At 54.3% G+C, this 22,785-nt stretch carries 25 protein-coding genes; 1 reads left to right on the top strand and 24 read right to left on the bottom strand.

The window, feature by feature from the left end; translation table 11 throughout:
• Positions 1-56 precede the first annotated feature (56 nt).
• Entirely contained in the window at positions 57-1,604 is a 1,548-nt protein-coding gene (locus D9A02_RS09870) for a phospholipase D family protein (protein WP_120500813.1), read from the top strand.
• Between the two features lie 6 nt (positions 1,605-1,610).
• Here D9A02_RS09870 and D9A02_RS09865 read toward each other — a convergent pair whose 3' ends face one another.
• The 24 genes from D9A02_RS09865 to D9A02_RS09750 all read right to left on the bottom strand — a co-directional run bounded on the left by D9A02_RS09865 (position 1,611) and on the right by D9A02_RS09750 (position 22,785).
• The gene (locus tag D9A02_RS09865) at positions 1,611-2,453 is read right to left on the bottom strand and encodes a hypothetical protein (protein ID WP_120500812.1); all 843 of its coding nucleotides are present in this window, start codon (positions 2,451-2,453) and stop codon (positions 1,611-1,613) included.
• 122 nt (positions 2,454-2,575) lie between these two features.
• Complete coding sequence (locus D9A02_RS09860; protein WP_120500811.1) at positions 2,576-4,246, bottom strand: ribonuclease J; 1,671 nt, start codon at positions 4,244-4,246, stop codon at positions 2,576-2,578.
• A gap of 6 nt (positions 4,247-4,252) precedes the next feature.
• Positions 4,253-5,023, bottom strand: coding sequence for a type III pantothenate kinase (locus D9A02_RS09855; protein ID WP_120500810.1), 771 nt, complete (start codon positions 5,021-5,023; stop codon positions 4,253-4,255).
• A gap of 11 nt (positions 5,024-5,034) precedes the next feature.
• Entirely contained in the window at positions 5,035-5,739 is a 705-nt protein-coding gene (locus D9A02_RS09850) for a biotin--[acetyl-CoA-carboxylase] ligase (RefSeq protein ID WP_120502468.1), read from the bottom strand.
• A 37-nt stretch (positions 5,740-5,776) separates the two neighbouring features.
• On the bottom strand, positions 5,777-7,210 hold the full coding sequence (gene nuoN, locus D9A02_RS09845; protein ID WP_120500809.1) for an NADH-quinone oxidoreductase subunit NuoN: 1,434 nt from the start codon (positions 7,208-7,210) through the stop codon (positions 5,777-5,779).
• A gap of 12 nt (positions 7,211-7,222) precedes the next feature.
• Complete coding sequence (locus D9A02_RS09840) at positions 7,223-8,773, bottom strand: NADH-quinone oxidoreductase subunit M (RefSeq protein WP_120500808.1); 1,551 nt, start codon at positions 8,771-8,773, stop codon at positions 7,223-7,225.
• The gene (gene nuoL / locus D9A02_RS09835) at positions 8,773-10,944 is read right to left on the bottom strand and encodes an NADH-quinone oxidoreductase subunit L (RefSeq protein ID WP_120502467.1); all 2,172 of its coding nucleotides are present in this window, start codon (positions 10,942-10,944) and stop codon (positions 8,773-8,775) included. Before nuoL ends, D9A02_RS09840 begins: the two co-directional genes overlap by 1 nt.
• Positions 10,945-10,954: 10 nt before the next feature.
• A complete protein-coding gene (nuoK, locus tag D9A02_RS09830) occupies positions 10,955-11,260 on the bottom strand; it encodes an NADH-quinone oxidoreductase subunit NuoK (protein ID WP_120500807.1) in 306 nt (101 codons plus the stop codon).
• A 40-nt stretch (positions 11,261-11,300) separates the two neighbouring features.
• Positions 11,301-11,909, bottom strand: coding sequence for an NADH-quinone oxidoreductase subunit J (locus D9A02_RS09825; RefSeq protein ID WP_120500806.1), 609 nt, complete (start codon positions 11,907-11,909; stop codon positions 11,301-11,303).
• On the bottom strand, positions 11,909-12,319 hold the full coding sequence (locus D9A02_RS09820) for a carboxymuconolactone decarboxylase family protein (protein WP_120500805.1): 411 nt from the start codon (positions 12,317-12,319) through the stop codon (positions 11,909-11,911). The genes D9A02_RS09825 and D9A02_RS09820 overlap by 1 nt, the downstream gene beginning before the upstream one ends.
• Positions 12,316-12,810, bottom strand: coding sequence for an NADH-quinone oxidoreductase subunit NuoI (nuoI, locus tag D9A02_RS09815; RefSeq protein ID WP_120500804.1), 495 nt, complete (start codon positions 12,808-12,810; stop codon positions 12,316-12,318). Before nuoI ends, D9A02_RS09820 begins: the two co-directional genes overlap by 4 nt.
• A 3-nt stretch (positions 12,811-12,813) precedes the next feature.
• Positions 12,814-13,851 (bottom strand): NADH-quinone oxidoreductase subunit NuoH, encoded by a 1,038-nt coding sequence (nuoH, locus tag D9A02_RS09810; protein ID WP_120500803.1) that lies wholly within the window; start codon positions 13,849-13,851, stop codon positions 12,814-12,816.
• 108 nt (positions 13,852-13,959) lie between these two features.
• Positions 13,960-15,978: an NADH-quinone oxidoreductase subunit NuoG gene (gene nuoG, locus D9A02_RS09805; protein ID WP_120500802.1), complete on the bottom strand. Its 2,019-nt coding sequence runs from the start codon at positions 15,976-15,978 to the stop codon at positions 13,960-13,962.
• Between the two features lie 6 nt (positions 15,979-15,984).
• Positions 15,985-16,386 (bottom strand): DUF5333 domain-containing protein, encoded by a 402-nt coding sequence (locus D9A02_RS09800; protein WP_120500801.1) that lies wholly within the window; start codon positions 16,384-16,386, stop codon positions 15,985-15,987.
• 127 nt (positions 16,387-16,513) lie between these two features.
• Positions 16,514-16,843 carry a hypothetical protein gene (locus D9A02_RS09795; RefSeq protein ID WP_120500800.1) on the bottom strand — a complete coding sequence of 110 codons (330 nt, stop codon included), beginning with the start codon at positions 16,841-16,843 and terminating at the stop codon, positions 16,514-16,516.
• 63 nt (positions 16,844-16,906) lie between these two features.
• Positions 16,907-17,323, bottom strand: a complete 417-nt coding sequence (locus D9A02_RS09790) for an MAPEG family protein (RefSeq protein ID WP_120500799.1) — start codon at positions 17,321-17,323, stop codon at positions 16,907-16,909.
• Between the two features lie 4 nt (positions 17,324-17,327).
• Positions 17,328-18,623, bottom strand: coding sequence for an NADH-quinone oxidoreductase subunit NuoF (gene nuoF, locus D9A02_RS09785; RefSeq protein ID WP_120500798.1), 1,296 nt, complete (start codon positions 18,621-18,623; stop codon positions 17,328-17,330).
• 4 nt (positions 18,624-18,627) lie between these two features.
• Entirely contained in the window at positions 18,628-18,846 is a 219-nt protein-coding gene (locus D9A02_RS09780; RefSeq protein WP_162933024.1) for a DUF5337 domain-containing protein, read from the bottom strand.
• Between the two features lie 16 nt (positions 18,847-18,862).
• The gene (nuoE, locus tag D9A02_RS09775; RefSeq protein WP_120500796.1) at positions 18,863-19,948 is read right to left on the bottom strand and encodes an NADH-quinone oxidoreductase subunit NuoE; all 1,086 of its coding nucleotides are present in this window, start codon (positions 19,946-19,948) and stop codon (positions 18,863-18,865) included.
• Positions 19,949-20,233, bottom strand: coding sequence for a hypothetical protein (locus tag D9A02_RS09770; protein WP_254054599.1), 285 nt, complete (start codon positions 20,231-20,233; stop codon positions 19,949-19,951).
• Positions 20,234-20,271: 38 nt separating this feature from the next.
• Positions 20,272-21,492 carry an NADH-quinone oxidoreductase subunit D gene (locus D9A02_RS09765; protein WP_174232043.1) on the bottom strand — a complete coding sequence of 407 codons (1,221 nt, stop codon included), beginning with the start codon at positions 21,490-21,492 and terminating at the stop codon, positions 20,272-20,274.
• Positions 21,492-21,875, bottom strand: a complete 384-nt coding sequence (locus D9A02_RS09760; protein ID WP_120500794.1) for a hypothetical protein — start codon at positions 21,873-21,875, stop codon at positions 21,492-21,494. The genes D9A02_RS09765 and D9A02_RS09760 overlap by 1 nt, the downstream gene beginning before the upstream one ends.
• Positions 21,875-22,177 carry a hypothetical protein gene (locus D9A02_RS09755; RefSeq protein WP_120500793.1) on the bottom strand — a complete coding sequence of 101 codons (303 nt, stop codon included), beginning with the start codon at positions 22,175-22,177 and terminating at the stop codon, positions 21,875-21,877. The genes D9A02_RS09760 and D9A02_RS09755 overlap by 1 nt, the downstream gene beginning before the upstream one ends.
• Entirely contained in the window at positions 22,174-22,785 is a 612-nt protein-coding gene (locus D9A02_RS09750) for an NADH-quinone oxidoreductase subunit C (protein WP_120502465.1), read from the bottom strand. The genes D9A02_RS09755 and D9A02_RS09750 overlap by 4 nt, the downstream gene beginning before the upstream one ends.

The following is a 22,785-nucleotide window of genomic DNA, read 5'->3' as shown; positions in this document are numbered from 1 at the left end:
TCGTGCAGGTTACATTTTTTTGTATGCGACACCAAGTTTCTAACTAAACTGCGAATATGAAACGATTTGTCAAACGCCTACTCACCTTTTTTGCGCTTTGCGCCATTGCTATTTTCACCGCTCGACTTCTATTTTCTTTACCGGACATCACAGACCGTACAGACAGCATCGCACTCCCTGCTCAACCAGATACCGCACTGGGGGCATTGATGCATGCAAGTGAAACGCTGCATCCCGGAAAATCGGGTGTAGCGCAGCTGTTGAACAATCATGATGCGTTAGCCAGCCGCCTAGCCCTGATCAAAGCCGCAGAGCGTTCGATTGATGCGCAATACTACATTTGGCACGATGACACCTCGGGTATCTTGTTGCTGGATGCGCTTCACAAGGCCGCAAAACGCGGTGTGCGCGTTAGGCTCTTGCTGGATGACAATGGCGTTCCTGGGTTGGATTCGTATATGAGTGCGCTCAATGATCAGGATAATTTCGAGATCCGGCTATTCAACCCGTCAACCTTACGCAAACCCAAGCTGCTGGGATACACCTATGATTTTTTCCGGATGAACCGCCGGATGCACAATAAGTCCTTGACCGTTGACGGGGCTGCCACAATCATCGGTGGCCGAAATATTGGTGATGAATATTTTCAGGTTGGGGATGATCAATTTTACATTGATCTGGATGTGCTTGCGACTGGCGCAGTCGTTCCTGAAACGGCCAACGCCTTTGACGACTATTGGAACAGCCCATCAGTGTTTGCCGTTGAAGCAATTGTGAATGGGGTAAGCGATATCAAAGCGTTTGAAACCCGCGTCACCGATGTCCGCAATAGCATCGCAGCCAAGGACTTTTTATCAGGATACCAAGACAGTACATCAGAGTACATTGCCGGCACTTCTACTCTGGAGTGGACCGATGTTCAGTTGGTTATTGATGATCCATCCAAAGGTATGGGGCGCGCCACGCGGGATCAGTTGATGATCACCCGGCTGGGGGCCATTCTTGGTCGCGTAAACTCTCGTTTGGACCTTGTTTCCGCTTATTTCGTGCCCGGGAAACAGGGTACAGAATGGCTCGCAGGGTTGTCGCAATCTGGGATCGATGTGCGTGTATTAACCAATGCCATGGACACGACCGATGTGATTTTGGTTCACTCTGGCTATGCTAAATATCGTCGTGAACTCCTTGAAACCGGCACTCGCCTCTTTGAGCTAAAGCTCAGAGGTAAGGCACCCGAGAAAGATGATAAGATCCTGCCCTTTGGTCTATCCGGAGCGAGCCTTCATGCCAAAACCTTTGCCGTTGACGACAAACGCATTTTTATTGGTTCCTTCAACTTTGATCCCCGTTCTGCCATGCTTAACTGTGAAATGGGTTTCTTGATCGATAGCCCAAGCATGGCTGCAAAAGTGAGTGCCGGATTTGACGGTTCGCTCACCACCGTCAGCTATGAGCCTGAGCTGACCCCAGAGAACAAAATGATCTGGCGCGAACCGCACAATAATGGTGATGTCACGATTTACCAAGAAGAACCCGGCGCAAGCTGGTTTGAGCAAATAGCGCTTGTGCTGATTGGCCTTCTCCCAATCGAATGGCTTCTTTGAGCTTATCTAATCAATATATCGATCAGCGCGCGCCCCTGCCCGCTCATGGTGAATGGGAAGCGTGCGGCCATACAGCTGCAAGGTTCGCTCTGGCGACCCCACCATTCCCGGTTCTTCAACATATGAAAAAATCGCAACATATCGCGGGCGTGGGCCCTTTAATGGGGCCACACGGTGCAGAGAATAACGCCCCCGGAAAAGCTGTAGATCCCCGGGTTCCAACTCCAGCACTGTCACTCTGTCCGAGGAGCCATTCAATACGCGTTTTACTTCGCCAAAGTTTTCATCCCCTTCGCGTATGCCTGCCGCATATTCAAATTCGCCACCCTTTTCGGCATTCTGCAACGCCAACGTTACTGTGAAATTGTTCGTATCAAAATGCCATGGAAATCCGTTCCCTTCTTCAGCCATGTTCACAATGACATCGGCGAGTGGATCAGCGTAGCGGTAGAAATTTGTTTCCTCCAGACAGTCGCGGATAAAGTCATCAAAGCCAATGAAATCATGAACGCTCCTGAGTGGGCCATCTTTGGCGAAGTTATCCGCTGGGATAAAGGCGTTTGAACGATCATAAAACTGCCTGCGTGGGTCATCTTCCGGCAGGCCTGGGTCGTCTTTGGTAAAATAGGCATTGGTTCGGTTGAACGACTTATGCCCCTTGTCAGATACGCCATCCGCCTCTGCCGCCAGCGCGGCCACGCCCTTGGCGCTCAGGAACCCTTTTAGCACCGCGCAGCCGTCCCGCGCAAGATCAGCACGCACATGCGCTAGAACTTTGTCGCGCCGTGGCCCGTCCTGATCGATGGGGTAACGGGCAAGATTGATAAGTTCATGGCTGTGATGCGACATTTAACTCTCCCTCGGCTTAACTTGAGGAAAGCGCAGGAAAACACTCTGATCTTATACAATAACGACATGAGAGTTGGCGTGATCTGTCGATATCACGCCAACCACAGTTTTGCGCACGCAAATTAAGCGCTCAGCCGGCTGATGATCACAGAAACCTCAGGGCGTTTACCAATTTCAGTTTGCGAGGTTTGACGTGCGACCTTACGCAGCCCCTCTTCCAACTTTTCGTCATCCATAAGGGTCTTGTTGTTAGCCCGACCGATAAACTGGCTCAAGTCTTCCTCTAACACATCAACCAACGGTGCGCGGCTGTGACCTTCTTCGGCCAAACCTTTGATTTCGCACCATGGATCACCCAGTATCTCGTCATCTTCATCAATAATGACATTGATCATGATGTGGCCATTCAGTGCCATGCGCATGCGATCGCGAACCACGCCATCAAGCGCTCCAATCTTAACCGACCCATCCAGATAGGTCCGTCCGGTTTCGACATATTCCACAATTGTCGGCTTTTTGGCGGACAGATCAACCATAGCGCCATTTACAGCCAGAATACCTTTGAACCCATTACTTTGGCTCAATTTAACATGCTCACGCAGATGCCGGTGTTCGCCATGCATCGGCACAACATATTTGGGCTCTAGCAGGTGATGCAACGCGCTCAGGTCAGGGCGGTTGGCATGGCCAGACACGTGGTACTTACCACTGCTGTCATCCACCACATCAACACCCATCTCGCTGTATTGGTTAATAATCCGAATGACACCACGTTCGTTCCCCGGGATGGTTTTGGACGAGAACAGAAAGGTATCGTTGCCCTTCAGCGTGATCCCCTGGTATTTGCCCTGCGCCAGCTGTGCACTAGCAGCACGGCGCTCGCCCTGGCTTCCGGTTACAAGCAGCATCACATTGCCCCGAGGCATCGACTTTGCGTCCTCAGGGCTGATTGTTTTTGGGAAGTCGGTCAGAACGCCGGTTTCGATCGAAGCTTCAACCATCCGGCGCATCGCCCGCCCCAACAGACAGATTGAACGCCCGGCGCGCTTGCCTGCCTCGGCAAGGGTTTTAACCCGGGCAACGTTACTGGCAAAGGTCGTGGCAACAAACATGCCCTCGGCGCTTTCAACCAAAGCTTCGATTTCCCCACCGATTTCACTTTCAGAACGGCCGGGGTGTGGATTAAACACATTGGTAGAATCGCACATCAGCGCCAGAACGCCGGGTTCTGCCAAGCTTCGCCACAGATCCTCATCAAAGGCCTCGCCAACGATCGGATTGCGGTCCATTTTGAAATCACCCGAATGCACCAATCGGCCTTTGGGCGTATCAATCACCAAACCCGAACTTTCCGGGATCGAGTGTGAGATTGGCACAAAGCCAACCTCAAAGGGGCCGTATTCACGTGTTTCCGGCCACGCTGATACGGTATGTACGGCTTTTTCCGGATGCCCATGCTCAGACATCTTGCGGCGCGCCAGATTGGCGGTGAACGCCCTTGCATAAATCGGTGCGCCCAATTCACCATAGAAATGCGCAACTGCACCAATGTGGTCTTCGTGCGCATGGGTGACGAAAATCGCTTCGAGCTGGTCGCGACGTTCAATCAACCATTGCATATCTGGCAAAATCAGATCGACACCCGGGGTGCCGTCCATATCCGGGAAGGTAAGGCCAAGATCCACCAAGATCAGCCTTTCCTTGCCAGGTTTGCCGTAACCATAAACATAGGCATTCATGCCAATTTCACCCGCCCCGCCTAAAGGCAGGTAAATCAACCGCTCGTTACTCATGGCTTTTTAGCCTTTCGAATTATGGGCATGGATTACTGTTAACCCATGCATTGTCAGATCATCTTCGATCACGTCAAACAGCGTTTCACCCTGTGCAAACAAAGGCGCTAATCCGCCGGTTCCAACGATACGCATCGGGGCGTCATGTTCGGCCCGGATCCGTTCGCAAATACCATTAACCAGCCCGATATACCCCCAGAACACACCCGACTGCATACAATCGACAGTGTTGGTGCCAATCACCTTTTGCGGCATGGTCACATCGACATGTGGCAAGGCTGCCGCCGCTGTGTGTAATGCCTCAAGTGACAGATTAACACCCGGGGCAATCACGCCACCAATATAGGCACCATCGCCCGCTACAACATCAAATGTGGTCGCGGTTCCAAAATCCACCACGATCAGATCGCCGCCGTGTCGGTCAAAGGCTCCTGCAGCATTGACCAACCTATCCGGGCCCACTTGTGTACCTTCATCAACGCGAGCTTCAACCGGTAAATTACATTCCGGTTTGCCCACCACCATCGGACGACACCCAAAGAAACGGTCCGCAAAGACGCGCAAATTAAACACCACCCGCGGCACGGTCGATGATATTATCACATCGGTGATCTCAACATCGATGCCGTAGTGTTCCACCAATGTGGAATACCATGTAAAATAAGCATCCGCCGTGCGGGCGTGGTGGGTCGAGGTGCGCAATGTGCACAGGAACTCGTTCCCATCCCAAATCGAAAACACCGTATTGGTATTACCGCAGTCAATCGCCAGCAGCATGGCAACCCCCGTCAGAAAAACACATCCGCAGCCGGAATGGCCATGCGGGATTTTGCTGTGGATAGTACAAGATTGCCTGCCGCGTCCACCGTCTCGAAGGTTCCGACATAGTTTTCGCGCGTGGTGCGTGCTGTAATCACCTCACCCAAGCGTGCTGCTCGGCCCAGCCAGGCCGTGCGGATCGGCTCAAATCCATAAGTCACAAACTGCGCCTCATAGCGCGCATAGGCGGGGGCAAGCAGGTCGAGAAACTCTTCTGGTGTGACGGTCACACCCGCCTCCGACATCAGCGACACAGGCCGGGTTGCGCCCGCCTCGACTTCGCTTGTATCAGGGGCAGACATCAAGTTCACACCGATGCCAATGGCAAAATGCGCAAGCTGATCGCCAAAGCCCGCGCTTTCCAATAAAATGCCTGCCAGTTTACCACCATTCAGCAGCACATCATTAGGCCACTTCAAGCTGAAGATTTCCGCCCGACCGGTTGCAGCAACCAAAGCATCATAAAGCGCCAGTGCTGCCACAAAGGACCGCAGCGCCACTTTATCAGGGCTTTCAGTGGGTCGCATCACCAGTGTTGCAGAAAAATTGCCTTCGGGGCTGGCCCAGACCCGCCCCCGGCGTCCCCGTCCGGCGGTTTGGCGTAGGGCTAAAATCCATTCCGGCCCACGTAGGTCATGCGCTACGCGCATCGCTTCGGCGTTGGTGCTATCCATCTCTGCCAGAATGCGACGGCCATAACCTTCGGGCCAGTTAGTTGACAAGTGCTGCTGCCGCGGCCTGCGCCACGCCTTCGATACCGAACATGTTAATGATGCCCACCAGCATAATGGTGGCAGAGCCCATCAAGAACACCCACAAGATGGGTGAACGGCCTGTACTAAGGGGTTCACGCTCTTCCCCGAAGTACATGAAATAAACGATGCGCAGGTAATAAAACGCGCCAATCACAGAGGCGATCACACCGGCAATCGCCAGCCACGCAAGACCCGCATCATAAGCGGCCCGCAGTACGTAGATCTTGCCAAAGAAACCCAGCATTGGCGGCACGCCAGCCAGACTGAACATCAGTATCAGCATTGCCAATGCCCGGCCCGGATGGCTGCGCGAATACATATTCAGGCTATCAATATCTGTGACCGGCTGACCATCACGTTCCATGGACAGAATAAAGGCGAAAGTGCCGACATTCATCGTCACATAGATCGCCATATAGACCAGCATCGCCTGCACGCCAAAAGCGGTGCCCGCCGCCAGCCCCATCAGAGCATAACCCATGTGGGCAATTGATGAATAAGCCATAAGGCGTTTGATGTCGCGCTGACCAATTGCAGCCACAGCCCCAAGGAACATCGACAACACACTCAGCAGTGCCACAACCTGTTGCCAGTCGCCGACGACCCCGCCAAAGGCGTCATGTACCACACGGGCAAACAGGCCCATTGCTGCCACTTTCGGTGCGGTGGCAAAAAACGCAGTGATCGGTGTTGGCGCGCCCTCATAAACGTCAGGCGTCCACATGTGGAACGGCACGGCAGATACTTTGAACGCCAGACCAGAGATCACAAAAACCAACCCCAGCAACAGACCAATCGGTGCCTGCCCGTCTGCAGCCGCGATAATGCCCGAGAACAGCGTCGTGCCAGCATAACCATAGGTCAGCGAGGCACCGTACAAAAGCAAACCAGAACTCAGCGCGCCCAGAACAAAATATTTCAATCCGGCTTCGGTCGATTTAGTGCTGTCGCGACGCAGACTGGCAACAACATAAAGAGCCAGCGATTGCAGTTCCAATCCCATATAAAGCGCCATCAGATCACCGGCACTAACCATCACCATCATGCCCACGGTCGCCAATGCGATCAGCAGCGGATATTCAAACCGCAAGATATCGCGCCGCTCCATGTACTCCTGACCCATGACCATCACGGCAGCGGCACTCAGCAAAATCACCACTTTGGCAAAGCGGGCAAAGCTGTCATCATTGAACATGCCACCAAATGCCGTGCGTGTACCCTCCCCACTGACACCGATCCACAGCGCCAGAACAACGAATAGTGCCGCGGTGAGCCATGTCAGCACCCCGGCGAATTTGTCCTTGCCTGTATAGGCCACCCCCAGAAGAGCTGCCATCGCGTAGACCGAGAGGATGATCTCGGGCAGGATAACATTTAGATCTGCCTGCATTGCAGCGCCCCCTTAGTGCGACGTTTCAGCAACTTGGATGGCGGCACCTGCCGCACCCCGTGCTGTGTCATAGTTAGAGATCAGCACCTCAACAGAGGGGCCAATGATATCGGTGATCAGGCTGGGATAGACCCCCAGCAGTAAGGTCATCACCACCAGCGGCGCAAAGATCGCGCGCTCACGTTTACCCATGTCGGTGATCGACTTCAGGCTTTCTTTGATCAGATCACCCATCACGACCCGACGATAGAGCCACAGCGCATAGGCTGCCGACAGGATCACGCCGCTCGCGGCCACCAAGGCCACCCAGGTGTTGACCTGGAAAATCCCCATCAAGGTCAGGAATTCCCCGATGAACCCAGACGTTCCCGGCAGGCCAACATTGGCCATAGTAAAGAACAAGAAGATCAGCGCGTAGGCGGGCATCCGGTTCACCAACCCGCCATATGCGTCAATCTCGCGTGTATGCATCCGGTCGTAAATCACACCGACACACAAGAAGAGCGCGCCTGAGATAAAGCCATGGCTCAGCATCTGGAAGATCGCACCATCAATGCCCTGCTGGTTCGCGGCAAAGATCCCCATGGTTACATAACCCATGTGCGCAACTGAGGAATATGCGATCAGCTTTTTCATATCCTGCTGCGCCAGCGCCACCAGTGACGTATAGACAATCGCAATAGCCGACATCCACAACACCAGCGGCGTCATCACATCAGCCCCCACCGGAAACATCGGCAGGCTGAAGCGCAAGAAACCGTAGCCACCCATCTTCAGTAAGATCGCCGCCAGCACAACCGAACCCGCCGTCGGAGCCTGAACGTGTGCATCAGGTAACCAGGTATGCACCGGCCACATCGGCATCTTGACCGCAAAGCTGGCAAAGAAAGCAACGAACATCAACGTCTGCATGCCGCCAATGATCTGTACACCCAATAGGCTGAAACTGTCGGATTCAAACTCATGGTTCAGCATGCCAACAATATCGGTTGAACCGAAATCGTTATACATTGCCACCATGGCGACTAGCATCAAAACTGATCCAAGGAAGGTATAAAGGAAGAACTTGAACGAGGCATAAATCCGCTCTTTACCACCCCATATCCCAATGATCAGGAACATCGGAATGAGTCCCGCCTCAAAGAATACATAGAACAACACCAGATCCAGCGCCATAAAGACGCCCAGCATCAGTGTTTCCAGCATCAAAAATGCAATCATGTATTCCTTAACACGCTTCTCCACATTCCATGATGCAGCAATAGTTAGCGGCATCATAAAGGTGGTCAGCATTACAAACAGCACGCTGATCCCATCAACGCCCATCTTGTACTGCAAACCAAAGATCCACTCATGGGTCTCAACAAACTGGAACCCGGTATTGTTAGGATCAAAATCAAACAGGATGAACAGCGAGATCAGGAAGGTCGCAGAGGTCGCGATTAGCGCCACCCATTTGGCCACACCCTGGGCTGCAGCATCCTCGCCGCGCAGAAAGATCGCCAGAATGGCGGCTGCGCCCAGCGGGATAAACGTTACAAATGAAAGCAGATGAGATTCCATCAGTGTGCGCCCCCGCTGAATGACACCCAGGTCACAAGGACCACAATTCCGATCACCATCGCCAACGCATAGGTGAAGACATATCCTGACTGTGCCCGCCCCGCGAGACGGGTAAAGAACGGCACAATCCCCATGGCCACGCCATTGAGCGTACCATCAATCACATTGCCATCGCCACGTTTCCACAGGAAATGACCCAACCGCTTTGCCGGGCGCACAAATAGGAAATCGTAGATTTCGTCAAAGTACCATTTATTCAATAAGAACAGATACAGCGGGCGCTGATTTTCAGCCAAACGTCCGGGCAAGGTCGGGTTCCAGACATAGAACCAGAGCGCCACAACGAAACCTGTCAACATCGCAAAGAATGGGCTCATTTTGACCCATTTCGGCGCATGGTGGGCATCGTCCATGACATGATTGTCAGCCGCCATATAGATCGCACCCTCAGGTGCCACCGCATGGCCTGCATCTGCCACAGCATGATCCGCGTCTTCGTCATGCCCGTCGGCATCAGCAACGACAGTGGCATCATGGTCATCAACCTCAGCATGATCATCTGCGTGGCCGCTGGCCACGGCTGTCTCTGTGTCCGCATGTGCATCCGCTTCACCATGCGCATCAGCCGCTTCGGCATGGTGCGCAGGAATTCCAAAGAACTCATTCACCTGATCATGATCACCAAAGAAGTCGTTGTACCACAGCATCCCGGCGAAAATTGCTCCCAATGACAGCACTCCAAGCGGCACCAACATCACCGTTGGACTTTCATGGGCGTGATCATGGGTGTGTTTGTCGCCACGCGCCTCACCAAAGAAGGTCAGGAACATCAAACGCCAGCTGTAGAAGCTGGTGAACAGTGCCGCAATTACCAGCATCCAGAAGGCATAGCCGCCAGCCGTGCCTGCATAGGCGCTCTCAATGACCGCATCCTTGGACAGGAAGCCGGCAAAACCGATATGCGTCAGCGGAATGCCAACGCCGGTGATGGCCAACGTCCCGATCATCATCGCCCAGAACGTATAAGGCAGCTTTTTGCGCAAGCCACCATAGTTACGCATGTCCTGTTCGTGATGCATTCCGTGGATCACGGAACCTGCACCCAAGAACAACATCGCCTTAAAGAATGCGTGCGTAAACAGGTGGAACATCGCGACCGAGTAAACCCCAACGCCCGCCGCCACAAACATATAACCAAGCTGCGAACAGGTCGAATAGGCGATTACACGTTTGATATCGTTCTGTACCAGACCAACAGTCGCGGCAAAGAACGCGGTGGTCGCGCCCACGAATGTGATGAACGCCGTGGTTTCAGGCGCATATTCCATCAGCGGGGACATCCGACAGACAAGGAAAACACCCGCAGTTACCATGGTTGCCGCGTGGATCAGCGCCGAAACTGGTGTCGGGCCTTCCATCGCATCTGGCAGCCAAGTGTGCAGGAACAATTGCGCCGATTTGCCCATCGCGCCAACAAACAGCAAGAAAGCCAGAACGTTCGCCGCGTTCCAGTCTGCCCACAAGAATGTCAGTGTCATGTTCGCCAGCTCGGGCGCCATGGCAAAGATCTCGTCCAGCTTGATCGAGTCGGTCATCAGGTACAGGCCGGCAATGCCCAGAATAAAACCAAAGTCACCGATACGGTTGACCACGAAGGCTTTGATCGCCGCCGCATTTGCACTTGGCTTACGGAAATAGAAACCGATCAACAGGTATGAGGCCAGGCCAACCCCTTCCCAACCAAAGAACATCTGCAACAGATTATCCGCCGTCACCAGCATCAACATGGCAAAGGTAAAGAGGCTCAGATAAGCAAAGAAACGTGGGCGATAGCTCTCGTTTTCGGCAAAATTTTCGTCATGCGCCATGTAGCCAATAGAGTAGAGATGCACCAAGGCAGACACGGTATTGATCACGATCAACATGATCGTGGTCAGCCGGTCCACCCGAATGGCCCAGGCTGTATCAAGCGTGCCTGATTGCAGCCATGTCATGATGTGAACGGCCTCAAGCTCAGTTGCGCCTTTCAAGAATACAACCCAGCTGAGCAATGCGGCCAACATCAACAGACCTGTGGTCAGCCATTGCGCACCCTTGTCGCCAATGACCTTCCAGCCAAAGCCCGCAATGATTGCCCCGATGAGCGGCGCAAAGAGGATTATCTTGTAAATCATCTGATGCTCAGCCTTTCATCACATTCACGTCTTCCACAGCAATCGTGCCTCGATTGCGGAAGAAACAGACAAGGATCGCCAGACCAATCGCCGCCTCGGCAGCTGCAACCGTCAACACAAACAGGGTAAAAACCTGCCCGGCCAAATCTCCCAGATGCCACGAAAAGGCGACCAGATTGATGTTGACCGACAGCAACATCAGCTCGATCGACATCAGCAGGATGATCACGTTCTTACGGTTCAGGAAAATCCCGAAAATACCAATGACGAACAAGGCCGCAGCCACCGTCAGGTAATGTTCCAATCCAATCATGTCGTCCCTCGGTTCTTCTCTTGTGCCAAGATCAGGTGCATCACAGCCCCTGCCCCGGTTTGACGTCTTTCAGTTCCATTGCCTTGGCTGGGTCGCGGTACATCTGCGCCAACACGTTCTGGCGTTTGACATCCTTGCGATGGCGCAGGGTCAGTACAATCGCGCCAATCATCGCCACCAACAGGATCAGACCTGACAACTGGAACAGCAGGAAATATTTGTCGTAAATTAGCAGACCCAGTGCGGCGGTATTTTCCACGCCCTCGGGGGTCACGGCCTGACGGGCGGATTCTGCGCCCTCGGCCTCGTGCCATGCGCCGTAAGCCATCCCAAGTTGCATCAGCAAAACAAGCCCGATCAGCAGGGCCAGCGGCATATAGCGCGCCATTTCGGCCTTCAATTCGGCAAAGTCCACGTCCAGCATCATCACCACGAACAGGAACAACACCGCGACCGCGCCGACATAGACGATGATCAGCAACATCGCGACGAATTCCGCCCCCAGCAGCACGAACAATCCTGCCGCGCTCAGGAATGACAGGATAAGCCACAGCACCGAATGCACCGGGTTGCGACTGACAACAGTGAACAGCCCGCCGATCAACAGGCAGGTCGCAAACATATAGAAACAGAATGCTGCCATGGTCATCACTCTTTGTCCTTTTCCTCGGTCTCATCCAGAACCTCGCGCGCAAAATCCATCGCGCGGGTCATGGACGGGATGCCGGCAAACATCGACATATGGGCGATGGTTTCGGCAATTTCGTCTTTGGTGGCACCGGCTTCCAACGCATGGCGCACGGTCATACGGATCTGGCTGTCGCTTTGCGCGCCCAGCATGGTCAGCCCCGACAGGGTCAACAACATGCGGGTTTTAGCATCCAGACCGTCCTTATTGACCCCTTTGCCGAAACTCATTTCCATGAATTCCTTGGGCATCGTTGGCCACAGCTTTTCAAACCCCTTGGGTGAAAACGACTCGAGCGTGGGATTCAGGTTTTTCGCCATCTCCTGCGCATGCGCCATCATCTGTTCAAACGGGTTTTTAGGATCAGTCATCGGTACGGTGCATCCAGTTCCAGATTGCGGGCAATCTCGGCCTCCCAACGGTCGCCGTTATCGAGCAGTTTTTCCTTGTCGTAAAACAGCTCTTCGCGGGTCTCGGTGGCAAATTCGAAATTCGGCCCTTCAACGATGGCATCCACTGGGCAGGCCTCTTGGCAGAAGCCGCAATAGATGCATTTGGTCATGTCGATGTCATAACGCGTGGTGCGACGGCTGCCGTCATCACGGGGCTCAGCATCAATAGTAATCGCCTGCGCCGGGCAAATCGCCTCGCACAGCTTGCAGGCAATGCAGCGTTCTTCGCCATTGGGGTACCGGCGCAATGCGTGCTCACCACGGAAACGCGGGCTCAGCGGCCCCTTTTCATGCGGATAGTTCAGCGTCGCCTTGGGGGCAAAGAAGTACTTCAACCCCAGCTGAAACCCCTTGATGAAATCCTTGAGCAGGAAATAGCCCGCGGCTCGGTTATAATCGATCTGCGTCATGGATTATCCCCCAATCGCCCAGCGGGCCCAAAAGCCGCCAAACACTTCGAATTTTGCCAGGAACGACACGATCACCACCCAGCCGATCGACAGCGGCAGGAACACCTTCCAACCGATCCGCATCAACTGATCATAGCGATAGCGTGGCGTGATCGCCTTCACCATTGCGAAGATGAAGAAGAAGAACGCCATCTTGCCGACCATCCACAGCACGCCATCAGGCAGCCCCGGAATGGGCGACAGCCAGCCACCAAAGAATAGCAGCGACACCAGCGCGCACATCAGGAAAATGGCAATGTATTCGCCCGCCATAAACAGCAGGAACGGTGTTGATGAATATTCCACCTGATAGCCCGCCACCAATTCAGATTCAGCCTCGGGCAGGTCAAACGGCGGACGGTTGGTTTCAGCCAAGGCCGAGATGAAGAACAAGAACACCATTGGGAAATGTGGCAACCAGTACCAGTTGAACAGGCCCAGATCACCATCTTGCGCGGCAACAATGGCACCAAAATTCATTGATCCGGTCGAAATGATCACGCCGATGATGATCAGGCCCAGCGAGACCTCATAAGAAATCATCTGCGCGGCCGACCGCAACGAACCAAGGAAAGCGTATTTGGAGTTTGATGCCCAACCGCCCATGATCACGCCGTAAACTTCCAATGACGACATGGCGAACACGAACAGGATGGCGACGTTGATGTCACTCAACACCCAGCCATCATTGAACGGGATCACCGCCCAGGCCAGAATGGCCAGAACAAAGCTGGTCATCGGGGCCAGAATGAACACCGGCTTGTCGGCACCAGCGGGAATGACTACCTCTTTCACCACATATTTCAGCGCATCCGCCACCGATTGCAGCAGGCCAAACACGCCAACCACGTTGGGACCGCGCCGCATCTGAACCGCGGCCCAGATCTTGCGGTCACCGTAGACCAGAAACAGCAGCGAGATCATTACGAAACCAACCACGGCCAAACACTGTGCCACGATCAGTACCGCAATCCCAAAAGGGGTCGTCAAGAATTCAGCCATCAGGTCCTCGCACCATCGCTCGTCGGTTTACCGCTTGTTACGCGGCTTGTGTTCATTTGCCCAGCCGGATCCCCGGCTTTGGCGTTTTCATCTCAGTTTTGGTCCGCGTTATTCTGCGGCCAGTGGTTTATCGCTGCGTGCTTTCGCACCGGCGCTCAGCTCTGCCATCAACGCGCTGGAGCGCGCGATTGGATTGCTCAGGTAAAAATCTTTCACCGCACCACGGAAATCAGCCGTGCCTAACGTGTCTGTTGCCAGCGGCTGCCACTCGTTCTCTGGCACCGTGTCCAGTTGAGCCAGATGCGGCACCTCTGCCACCAGCGCCTGACGCAGTTGCGCCATGCTGTCATACGGCAGGGCATTGCCCAGCTCGCCCGACAGTGCCCGCAGGATGGCCCAGTTTTCCTTGGCCTCGCCCGGTGCATGCCCCGCACGCAGCGCCAGTTGTGGTCGGCCTTCTGTGTTTACGAACAATCCGGTTTCTTCGGTATAAGCCGCACCTGGCAGGATCACATCGGCGCGGTGCGCGCCCCGGTCGCCATGACTGCCTTGATAAATGACAAAGGCACCGGCGTCGATTTCGACCTCATCTGCCCCAAGGTTGTAAATCACTTTGGCCCCATTAATCGCCGCCTCCATGCCACCTTCGGTCACGGCACCAACATCCATCGCGCCCACGCGTGCAGCGGCGGTGTGCAAAACCATCAGTTTGGAGTTCGTCTCAGCCGCCAGTTGCTGCGCTGCGGCCAATACCGCCAGGCCATCCGCCTCTCGCAGAGCCGCCTGCCCCACGATCACAACAGATGGCTGATCCATGACCGCGCCATGTTCCTTGCCCAGCAGGCCAGACAGTGCCGCGCGATCCGTCCCAATATGCGCATAGTCATAGGTCAGATCAGTCGCTTCGCCGATCAGGCCAACGGTGGCCCCTTTGATCCATGCCTTACGCAAGCGTGCGTTCAGAACCGGCGCCTCAACCCGCGGGTTGGTGCCAATCAGCATGACGAATTTGGCGTCATCGACCTCTTCGATGCTGGCAGTCCCGACATAGCCCGAGCGATTGCCAATTGGCAGACGCGCGTTATCAGTGCGGCATTCGACATTGCCGCCCAGGCCTTCGACCAGCTGTTTCAGCGCGAATGCCGCCTCAACCGGGGCCAAGTCGCCGATCAGACCGGCAACCTTCCTGCCCTTCATCGCCTCTGCGGCTTTGGCAAGGGCCTCGCCCCAGCTTGCGGGACGCAGCTTGCCGTTTTCACGCACAAAGGGTTTGTCCAGACGCTGGCGACGCAGCCCGTCCCAGACAAAGCGAGTCTTGTCTGAAATCCATTCCTCGTTCACGCCATCATTGTTGCGTGGCACGATCCGCATGACCTCTCGACCCTTGCAATCCACCCGGATGTTGCTGCCAAACGCATCCATCACATCGATGGTTTCGGTCTTGGTCAGCTCCCACGGGCGCGCAGTAAAGGCATATGGTTTCGACACCAGCGCCCCCACCGGGCACAGATCAATGATGTTGCCCTGCAAATTGCTGTCGAGCGTTTCGCCCAGGTACGAAGTGATCTCTGAATCTTCGCCACGCCCTGTCTGGCCCATCTGGGTGATGCCCGCGACCTCAGTCGTAAAACGCACACAACGCGTGCAGGAAATGCAACGTGTCATATGGGTTTCCACCAGCGGCCCCAGATCCAGATCATCCACCGCGCGTTTTGGTTCACGAAAGCGGCTGAAATCCACGCCATAAGCCATGGCCTGATCCTGCAGATCGCATTCGCCACCCTGATCGCAGATCGGGCAATCCAGCGGGTGGTTGATCAGCAGGAATTCCATCACCCCTTCGCGAGCCTTTTTGACCATCGGAGAATTGGTTTTCACCACCGGCGGTTGGCCTTCGGGTCCGGGGCGCAGATCACGCACCTGCATGGCACAAGAGGCCGCCGGTTTCGGCGGCCCGCCAACAACCTCCACAAGACACATCCGACAGTTCCCAGCGATCGACAGGCGTTCGTGATAGCAAAAGCGCGGCACTTCAATGCCGGCCTGCTCACACGCCTGAATCAGGGTCATCGCCCCGTCGACTTCGATCTCGTTTCCGTCGATGATGATTTTGCGAAGGTCAGTCATCGGTTCTCACTTTGCTTTCAGTAACACGCCAATCTGGCTGTTCTTCTTGATCTCGCCATGCCCCAGCTTGCACAAAGAGGCATGATCCAAATTGCTGGCACCACGGCTTTTGTAATAGGCATTCCGACGCTCACGCATCTCGGCTTTGTTCTTTTTGTTGTTCAGATACGATCTGATCTCAGGCTCGCTATAACCACGTTCACGCGCGATATCCTTGAGGTCGTTGACATAGCCTCGCGCGGTGAACACACGCACCCCAATGGTATCGCAGGCGCGGTTGATCTTTTCGGCAACGGCCACAATCAGCAGCCCGGCATTGATGTCGTCTTCGTTTTTCAATCCGGCTTGTGCCTGAGCCGCGGTACTGGCCAACAACGCGGCTACAACAAGTGGTACAATCATACGCATTTGATATCTCCTATATGACAAGCAGAAGGCCACGGATCATTCCGCCCTTCTGCTGACACGCAGGTGGTGTTACAGGCGTTCGTTATGCAATAACAACGCATGTATCCCACTGATATCGCGACATTTATCACCACGTCACACAAGCCCCTGTCAGTTTCAGGTCACTCCCAGACAGGTTCAACGTCCCATTCTTGGCATCTGGCCCCTGCACCCATTTGATCTCAGAGGTGCCAAAGTTTTTCAGGCAATACTTAGTGCCTTCCAAACGGCCTGCTTCACGTGCACCATCCAAACCTTTGGTGGCCCGTTTGACTGTTACGACAAAGCTCTGGCGGTCTTCTGATGCACTCTTGGCTTTCGTGGGGTAATATACCCCGTTGAAATAGACGCGTTGTCTTTTCTCGGTACAGGCCGACACAGTCAACAAGGCTACCAGACACAACAATACAATTCTCATCGTACACCACCCTGCCGTGATACCGGCACTAAATAATATGAACTCACAATCGACATCATCGTTTCAAAGAGCCTTTCCGATAGCCGCCAGACCCAGCAACAAACAACACAACCAACCCACCACGTAGATGAACGAGCGTGGCCCCATATTTGGTTTGCCGATGCCCTTGACATGTACCACGATCAACGCAATCCGGCTGATGAAAAAGATAGAAGCCAACCAGTTGACGCAAGTTGGACTAACGCCTGCAAAAATCGCCGCAGCTGTTACAGCGACAAAAAAGCCAATAGTTTCGGACAGATTCAGATAAGCCCGGTGCCACCGATAAGTCTCAAGACCGTAATCTTGCTCAGGCGAAGCTCCCGGCGCAAGGCCCAGTTTCTGCTTACGCAGTGCTGTCAATGGCGACATCACCAGCCCCATCATGGCTGTGCCCGCAAGTGCAACAATTGCATGTCCGTATTGCCCTAGATCATCCATGATATCACTCCGCTGCCATCGCACCCATCCGGCCCGATTTCTGGGCCTTGATGCGATCTTCGATTTCTTCCCGGAAATTGCGGATCAAGCCCTGAATCGGCCAGGCTGCAGCATCCCCAAGGGCACAAATGGTATGTCCTTCAACCTGTTTGGTCACTGAGAAGAGCATATCAATCTCTTCCAGTTCCGCCTCGCCGCGCACAAGACGGTCCATCACCCGCATCATCCAGCCGGTGCCTTCACGGCATGGCGTACACTGACCACAGCTTTCGTGCTTGTAGAATTTGCTCAGCCGCCAAATTGCTTTGATGATATCGGTTTGCTTGTCCATAACAATGACCGCTGCCGTGCCAAGGCTTGATCCTACATCCCGCAACGCGTCAAAATCCATCACCGCATCCCGCATGTTTTCACCGCGTACACAAGGCACTGATGATCCCCCAGGGATCACTGCCAACAAATTATCCCAACCGCCGCGAATACCGCCGCAATGCTTGTCGATCAGTTCCTCAAAGGGAATCGACATCGCGTCTTCAACCACGCAAGGGTTGTTCACGTGACCCGAGATGCCAAACACCTTTGTGCCCGCATTATTGGGGCGGCCAAAGCTGGCAAACCAATCCGGCCCTCGACGCAGGATGGTCGGCACAACGGCAATCGATTCCACGTTGTTCACAGTCGTCGGGCAACCATAAAGCCCCGCGCCCGCTGGAAATGGCGGCTTCATCCGCGGCATGCCCTTTTTGCCCTCGAGGCTTTCCAGCAGCGCGGTTTCTTCGCCGCAAATATAAGCCCCGGCTCCGTGCGCGAGATAGAGATCAAAGTCGTAGCCCGACTTGCAGGCATTCTTGCCAATCAGACCAGCCTCATAAGCTTCATCAATCGCCGCTTGCAGCGCCTCCCGTTCACGAATGTATTCGCCGCGAATATAGATGTAACAAGCATGGGCGCCCATGGCGAAGCTCGCAATCAGGCAACCCTCAACAAGCGTATGCGGATCATGGCGCATGATCTCGCGATCTTTACATGTTCCCGGCTCAGATTCGTCAGCGTTCACCACCAGATAGGCCGGGCGCCCGTCGCTTTCTTTGGGCATGAAGGACCACTTGAGCCCCGTTGGAAAGCCCGCGCCACCACGTCCACGCAATCCGCTGGCCTTGACCTGATCCACAATCCAGTCGCGCCCGTTTTGCAAGATCTTCGCGGTGCCATCCCAATGGCCGCGTGCTTTCGCGCCCTTCAGGCTCCGATCATGCATCCCGTAAAGATTGGTAAAGATACGGTCCTGGTCGTTCAGCATCCCGCTACCCCTGTTTGTCCTGACGCGCACGCCAGATCTGAAAAATCATCCAAAAGGCCCAAATGAACCCTGCCAACGCCACCAAATCGAACAATGCCAGCATCCGATGGCTTATCCCCAGCACTCCGCCGATCAACGACGCCAAAACCCAAAACACCGCCGTTCCAGCGATCACTAGGGCCACATGTCGCCCCTTTTGTGCTTCGGTCTTGTCGCTCGTCATAGCGTACACCCACATCCTATGCCTTATCGCCCTTGGCCAAATCAGTGGCCTGACTGATCCAGTCGTCACGCTCGATCCGGCCTTTGAACTTCAACCGCGCATCAACCCAGGCAATCTCGGCCTCTGACCACTTTGCAATCTGGTCATAATGATAAAAGCCCAGCTCGTTGAGCGTTTGCTCCAGTTTTGGACCAACACCCGAGATCTTTTTCAGATCATCCGCCCCCGCTTTGCGCGCGGCTTTTAGCGTTCTGGGTTTCTTTTCTTTAACGTCCGCTGCTTCAGCCTTTGGCGCATCCGCTTTTTTGGCTGAAGCTCTATCAACATTTGCGGTAGGTTTCGTGGGCGATTTCGCCTGCTTCACCTTTGGCGCGCCTGGGTTATGATTGGCCCCTTTGTCACGCCACGGCGCCAATAGCGGCACCTCTGTGCCATCAATGCGTTTGACCGTATCGCCAATTGCCGTCGCGAGTGCTGCGCTGGCATTATACTGCGTCTTGCTGCTGTCAAATTCGGTCAGGCTGGTCAATCCGCTCAAGGGCTCGGACGCATAGCGCCCATTCTGCGGCCCCGGCACCGGCACATTGCCAGCCGCCAGTTCATCGAGAATTTCAACTAGACGCTCGCTTGTCAGATCTTCGTAGTAATCTTTGCCAATCTGGGCCATCGGCGCATTGGTGCAGGCCCCAAGGCATTCAACTTCTTCCCAACTGAACTTGCCATCTGTGCTGACCACATGCGGCTGATCGGCAATCTTTTCACGGCAAACTGCCACCAGATCTTCGGCACCACAGATCATGCACGACAGCGTACCACAGATCTGAATATGTGCTACAGATCCAACCGGTTGCATCTGGAACATAAAGTAAAACGAGGTCACCTCAAGCACGCGAATCTGCGCCATATCCAGCATCTTGGCAATCACTTCGATGGCCGGACGTGTCACCCAACCTTCTTGTTCTTGCGCACGCCACAAAAGTGGGATCACCGCACTGGCTTGCCGCCCTTCCGGATACTTTGAGATCTGCGCCTCGGCCCATGCCTGATTGGCAGGGGTAAAAGCAAAACTCTCAGGCTGCTCGTGGTGGAGACGTCTTAGCATCTAGGCACAGGCTCCTGTGATCAGTTTGACCCCACCCTCTGGTAGAGCTTCGGCATTGCCAGCGGCCAATTCGTATTTGGTGATGTCTTTGACCTGCTCACGGGTCAAGCCAGTTTGCAACTCGACCGGCAGGTAATCAGATTCGTGTACCATGCTGCAATCGATGCTGGCCACGGCCGCCTCGTAATTGGCGATATCCTGTTGTGAAACGCTTTGCGGTGGCAATGCACAGGCCGCCAATAGCGACATTCCAGCAATCACAAATCCAAACTTACGCATGTTCATCAGAAATCTTCCCCGTTTACACTTTTCTCAAGACCAGATCAGCGGTCAATTTCCCCAAACACAACATCCATCGTGCCAATAATTGCCGCCACATCAGCCAGTTGATGCCCCCCGGCGATGTGATCCATCGCCTGCAGGTGCAAGAACCCCGGCGCGCGGATCTTTGACCGGTACGGCTTGTTGGTGCCATCAGCCACCAGATAAACGCCGAACTCACCCTTTGGGGCCTCAACTGCGGCGTAAACCTCACCCGCCGGTACGTGGAACCCTTCGGTATAAAGCTTAAAGTGATGAATGAGCGCCTCCATCGAGGTCTTCATTTCCCCACGCTTTGGTGGCGTCAGCTTGCCCCGGGCCAGAACATCGCCCTTACCCTCGGGCGCACGTAGCTTGGCAATCGCCTGATGGATGATGTGCACCGATTGGCGCATTTCTTCCATTCGGCACAGGTAACGGTCATAACAATCACCGTTTTTTCCCACCGGGATCTGAAACTCAAATTCGTCATAGCATTCATAAGGCTGCGCCCGACGCAAATCCCATGCCATGCCAGAGCCACGTACCATCACACCAGAAAAGCCCCAGTCCAGCGCGTCCTGTTCGGTGACAACACCAATATCTGCGTTACGTTGTTTGAAAATCCGGTTTTCAGTCAGCAAACCATCGATGTCTGCCAACACTGCCGGGAACTCATTCGCCCAAGTTTCGATATCGTCAATCAGGTCCTCAGGCAGGTCCAGATGCACACCGCCGGGCCGGAAATAGGCCGAGTGCAGGCGCGCGCCGCAAGCCCGCTCATAAAAGCACATCAGCTTTTCGCGCTCTTCAAAACCCCACAAAGGCGGTGTCAACGCGCCAACGTCCATCGCTTGCGTGGTGACGTTCAACAGATGGTTCAGAACACGGCCAATCTCGGAATACAAAACCCGGATCAGGCTGGCACGACGCGGAACTTCGACCCCGGTCAGCTTTTCAATGGCCAGACACCAGGCATGTTCCTGATTCATTGGTGCCACATAATCCAGCCGGTCGAAATACGGCAGGTTCTGCAGGTACGTGCGGCTTTCCATCAACTTTTCAGTGCCACGGTGCAGCAGGCCGATGTGTGGATCGCACCGTTCAACAATCTCGCCATCTAGCTCTAACACCAGACGCAAAACACCGTGGGCTGCTGGGTGTTGCGGGCCAAAGTTAATGTTGAAATTGCGGATCTTCTGTTCGCCGGTCTGCGCGTCTTCGAAACCCTTGGAGCCGTCCATCATTTGCGCTCCTCCATACTACTTTGCGAACTCGAAGAATTCGCCTTAGCTACTTTTTGTCTCAAGACGTTTGCAATCCACGCGAATATCGCAGCACTCGTAGCATACAGAAACGTCAAATATAGGGTAATGTTCATACCTTCTGTCCAAACCGGACCATCAACCCTTTGACCAGACATTCCTACTGCAATTGTCCTGACATATCCGCCACCAAAACCCGCCAGAAGCGCAAGCGACACACCAATCACAACAATAACGGCGACAGAAATTGCGATGGCTTTTCTCTTCGACAAGAAAAAACCGCACAAAGAACCCAGCACGATTGGAACAGGATTCGCGACCTGTTCGATTGCAAACCCTAGGTTGCTACCCGCCACTTCCACTACGCCTCCTCCTGCTTCAGGCGATACGCATCAAACGCTTTTCTAACAAACCCCCCGATGCAAGCCGGTATAATGAAACTCAATGGGATAGATGCCCCAACCAAGAAGCCCGCACCTGTAGCTTCTTCTTCGACAGTGCCTTTTAGAACCCAGTCGATCGCGTGGACAAAAAGCCCAGCGGGGATCGCAAACACCAAAGCCGCAACAAATGACCAAAGCCATATTTGCTCAACCGTCAAAAAGTGGCCCAACCACAGTCCACCTATCAAAGAAACCACTCCGAATACGATAAGCTGTATCATGTGCCAGCCTCGTCTTTTTTCTCATCACCCGGCAGAATGTATTCGGCACCCTCCCATGGGCTCATGAAATCAAACTGGCGGTATTCTTGCACCAAAGATACCGGCTCATAAACCACGCGCTTTTGCGCCTCGTCGTAGCGCACCTCGGTATAGCCCGTGGTCGGGAAATCCTTGCGCAGCGGATAGCCGCGAAAACCATAGTCGGTCAAAATCCGGCGCAGGTCGGGGTGACCGCTGAACAGAATGCCGAACATGTCAAAGACTTCACGTTCAAACCAATTGGCCGACGGGTGCACCGATGTGATTGAGGGCACCATGTCCTCCTCGCGCACAGCAGTACGCAAGCGAATGCGTTGGTTTTGGTACATCGACAGGAAATGATAGACCACATCGAACCGCTTGGGGCGTTCGGGGTAATCCACGGCTGTGATGTCCACCAGCGATGAAAACTTGCAAGTCTGATCGGTTTTGAGAAACTCAACAAACCCAACGATATGCGATGGCGCGATGTCGACGTTCAACTCACCATGGCTGACATCCCATGCCAGTACGCAATCGGGGCGCTTGAGCTCAATATAAGCGCCCAGCTCATTCAGGGCCTCGGTCAT

This window comes from Roseovarius sp. EL26 (genome assembly GCF_900327775.1).
In the GTDB taxonomy this organism is placed as follows: domain Bacteria; phylum Pseudomonadota; class Alphaproteobacteria; order Rhodobacterales; family Rhodobacteraceae; genus Roseovarius.
Note: the sequence above shows the minus strand (reverse complement) of the source record. Positions and strands in the feature narration are given on the sequence as shown.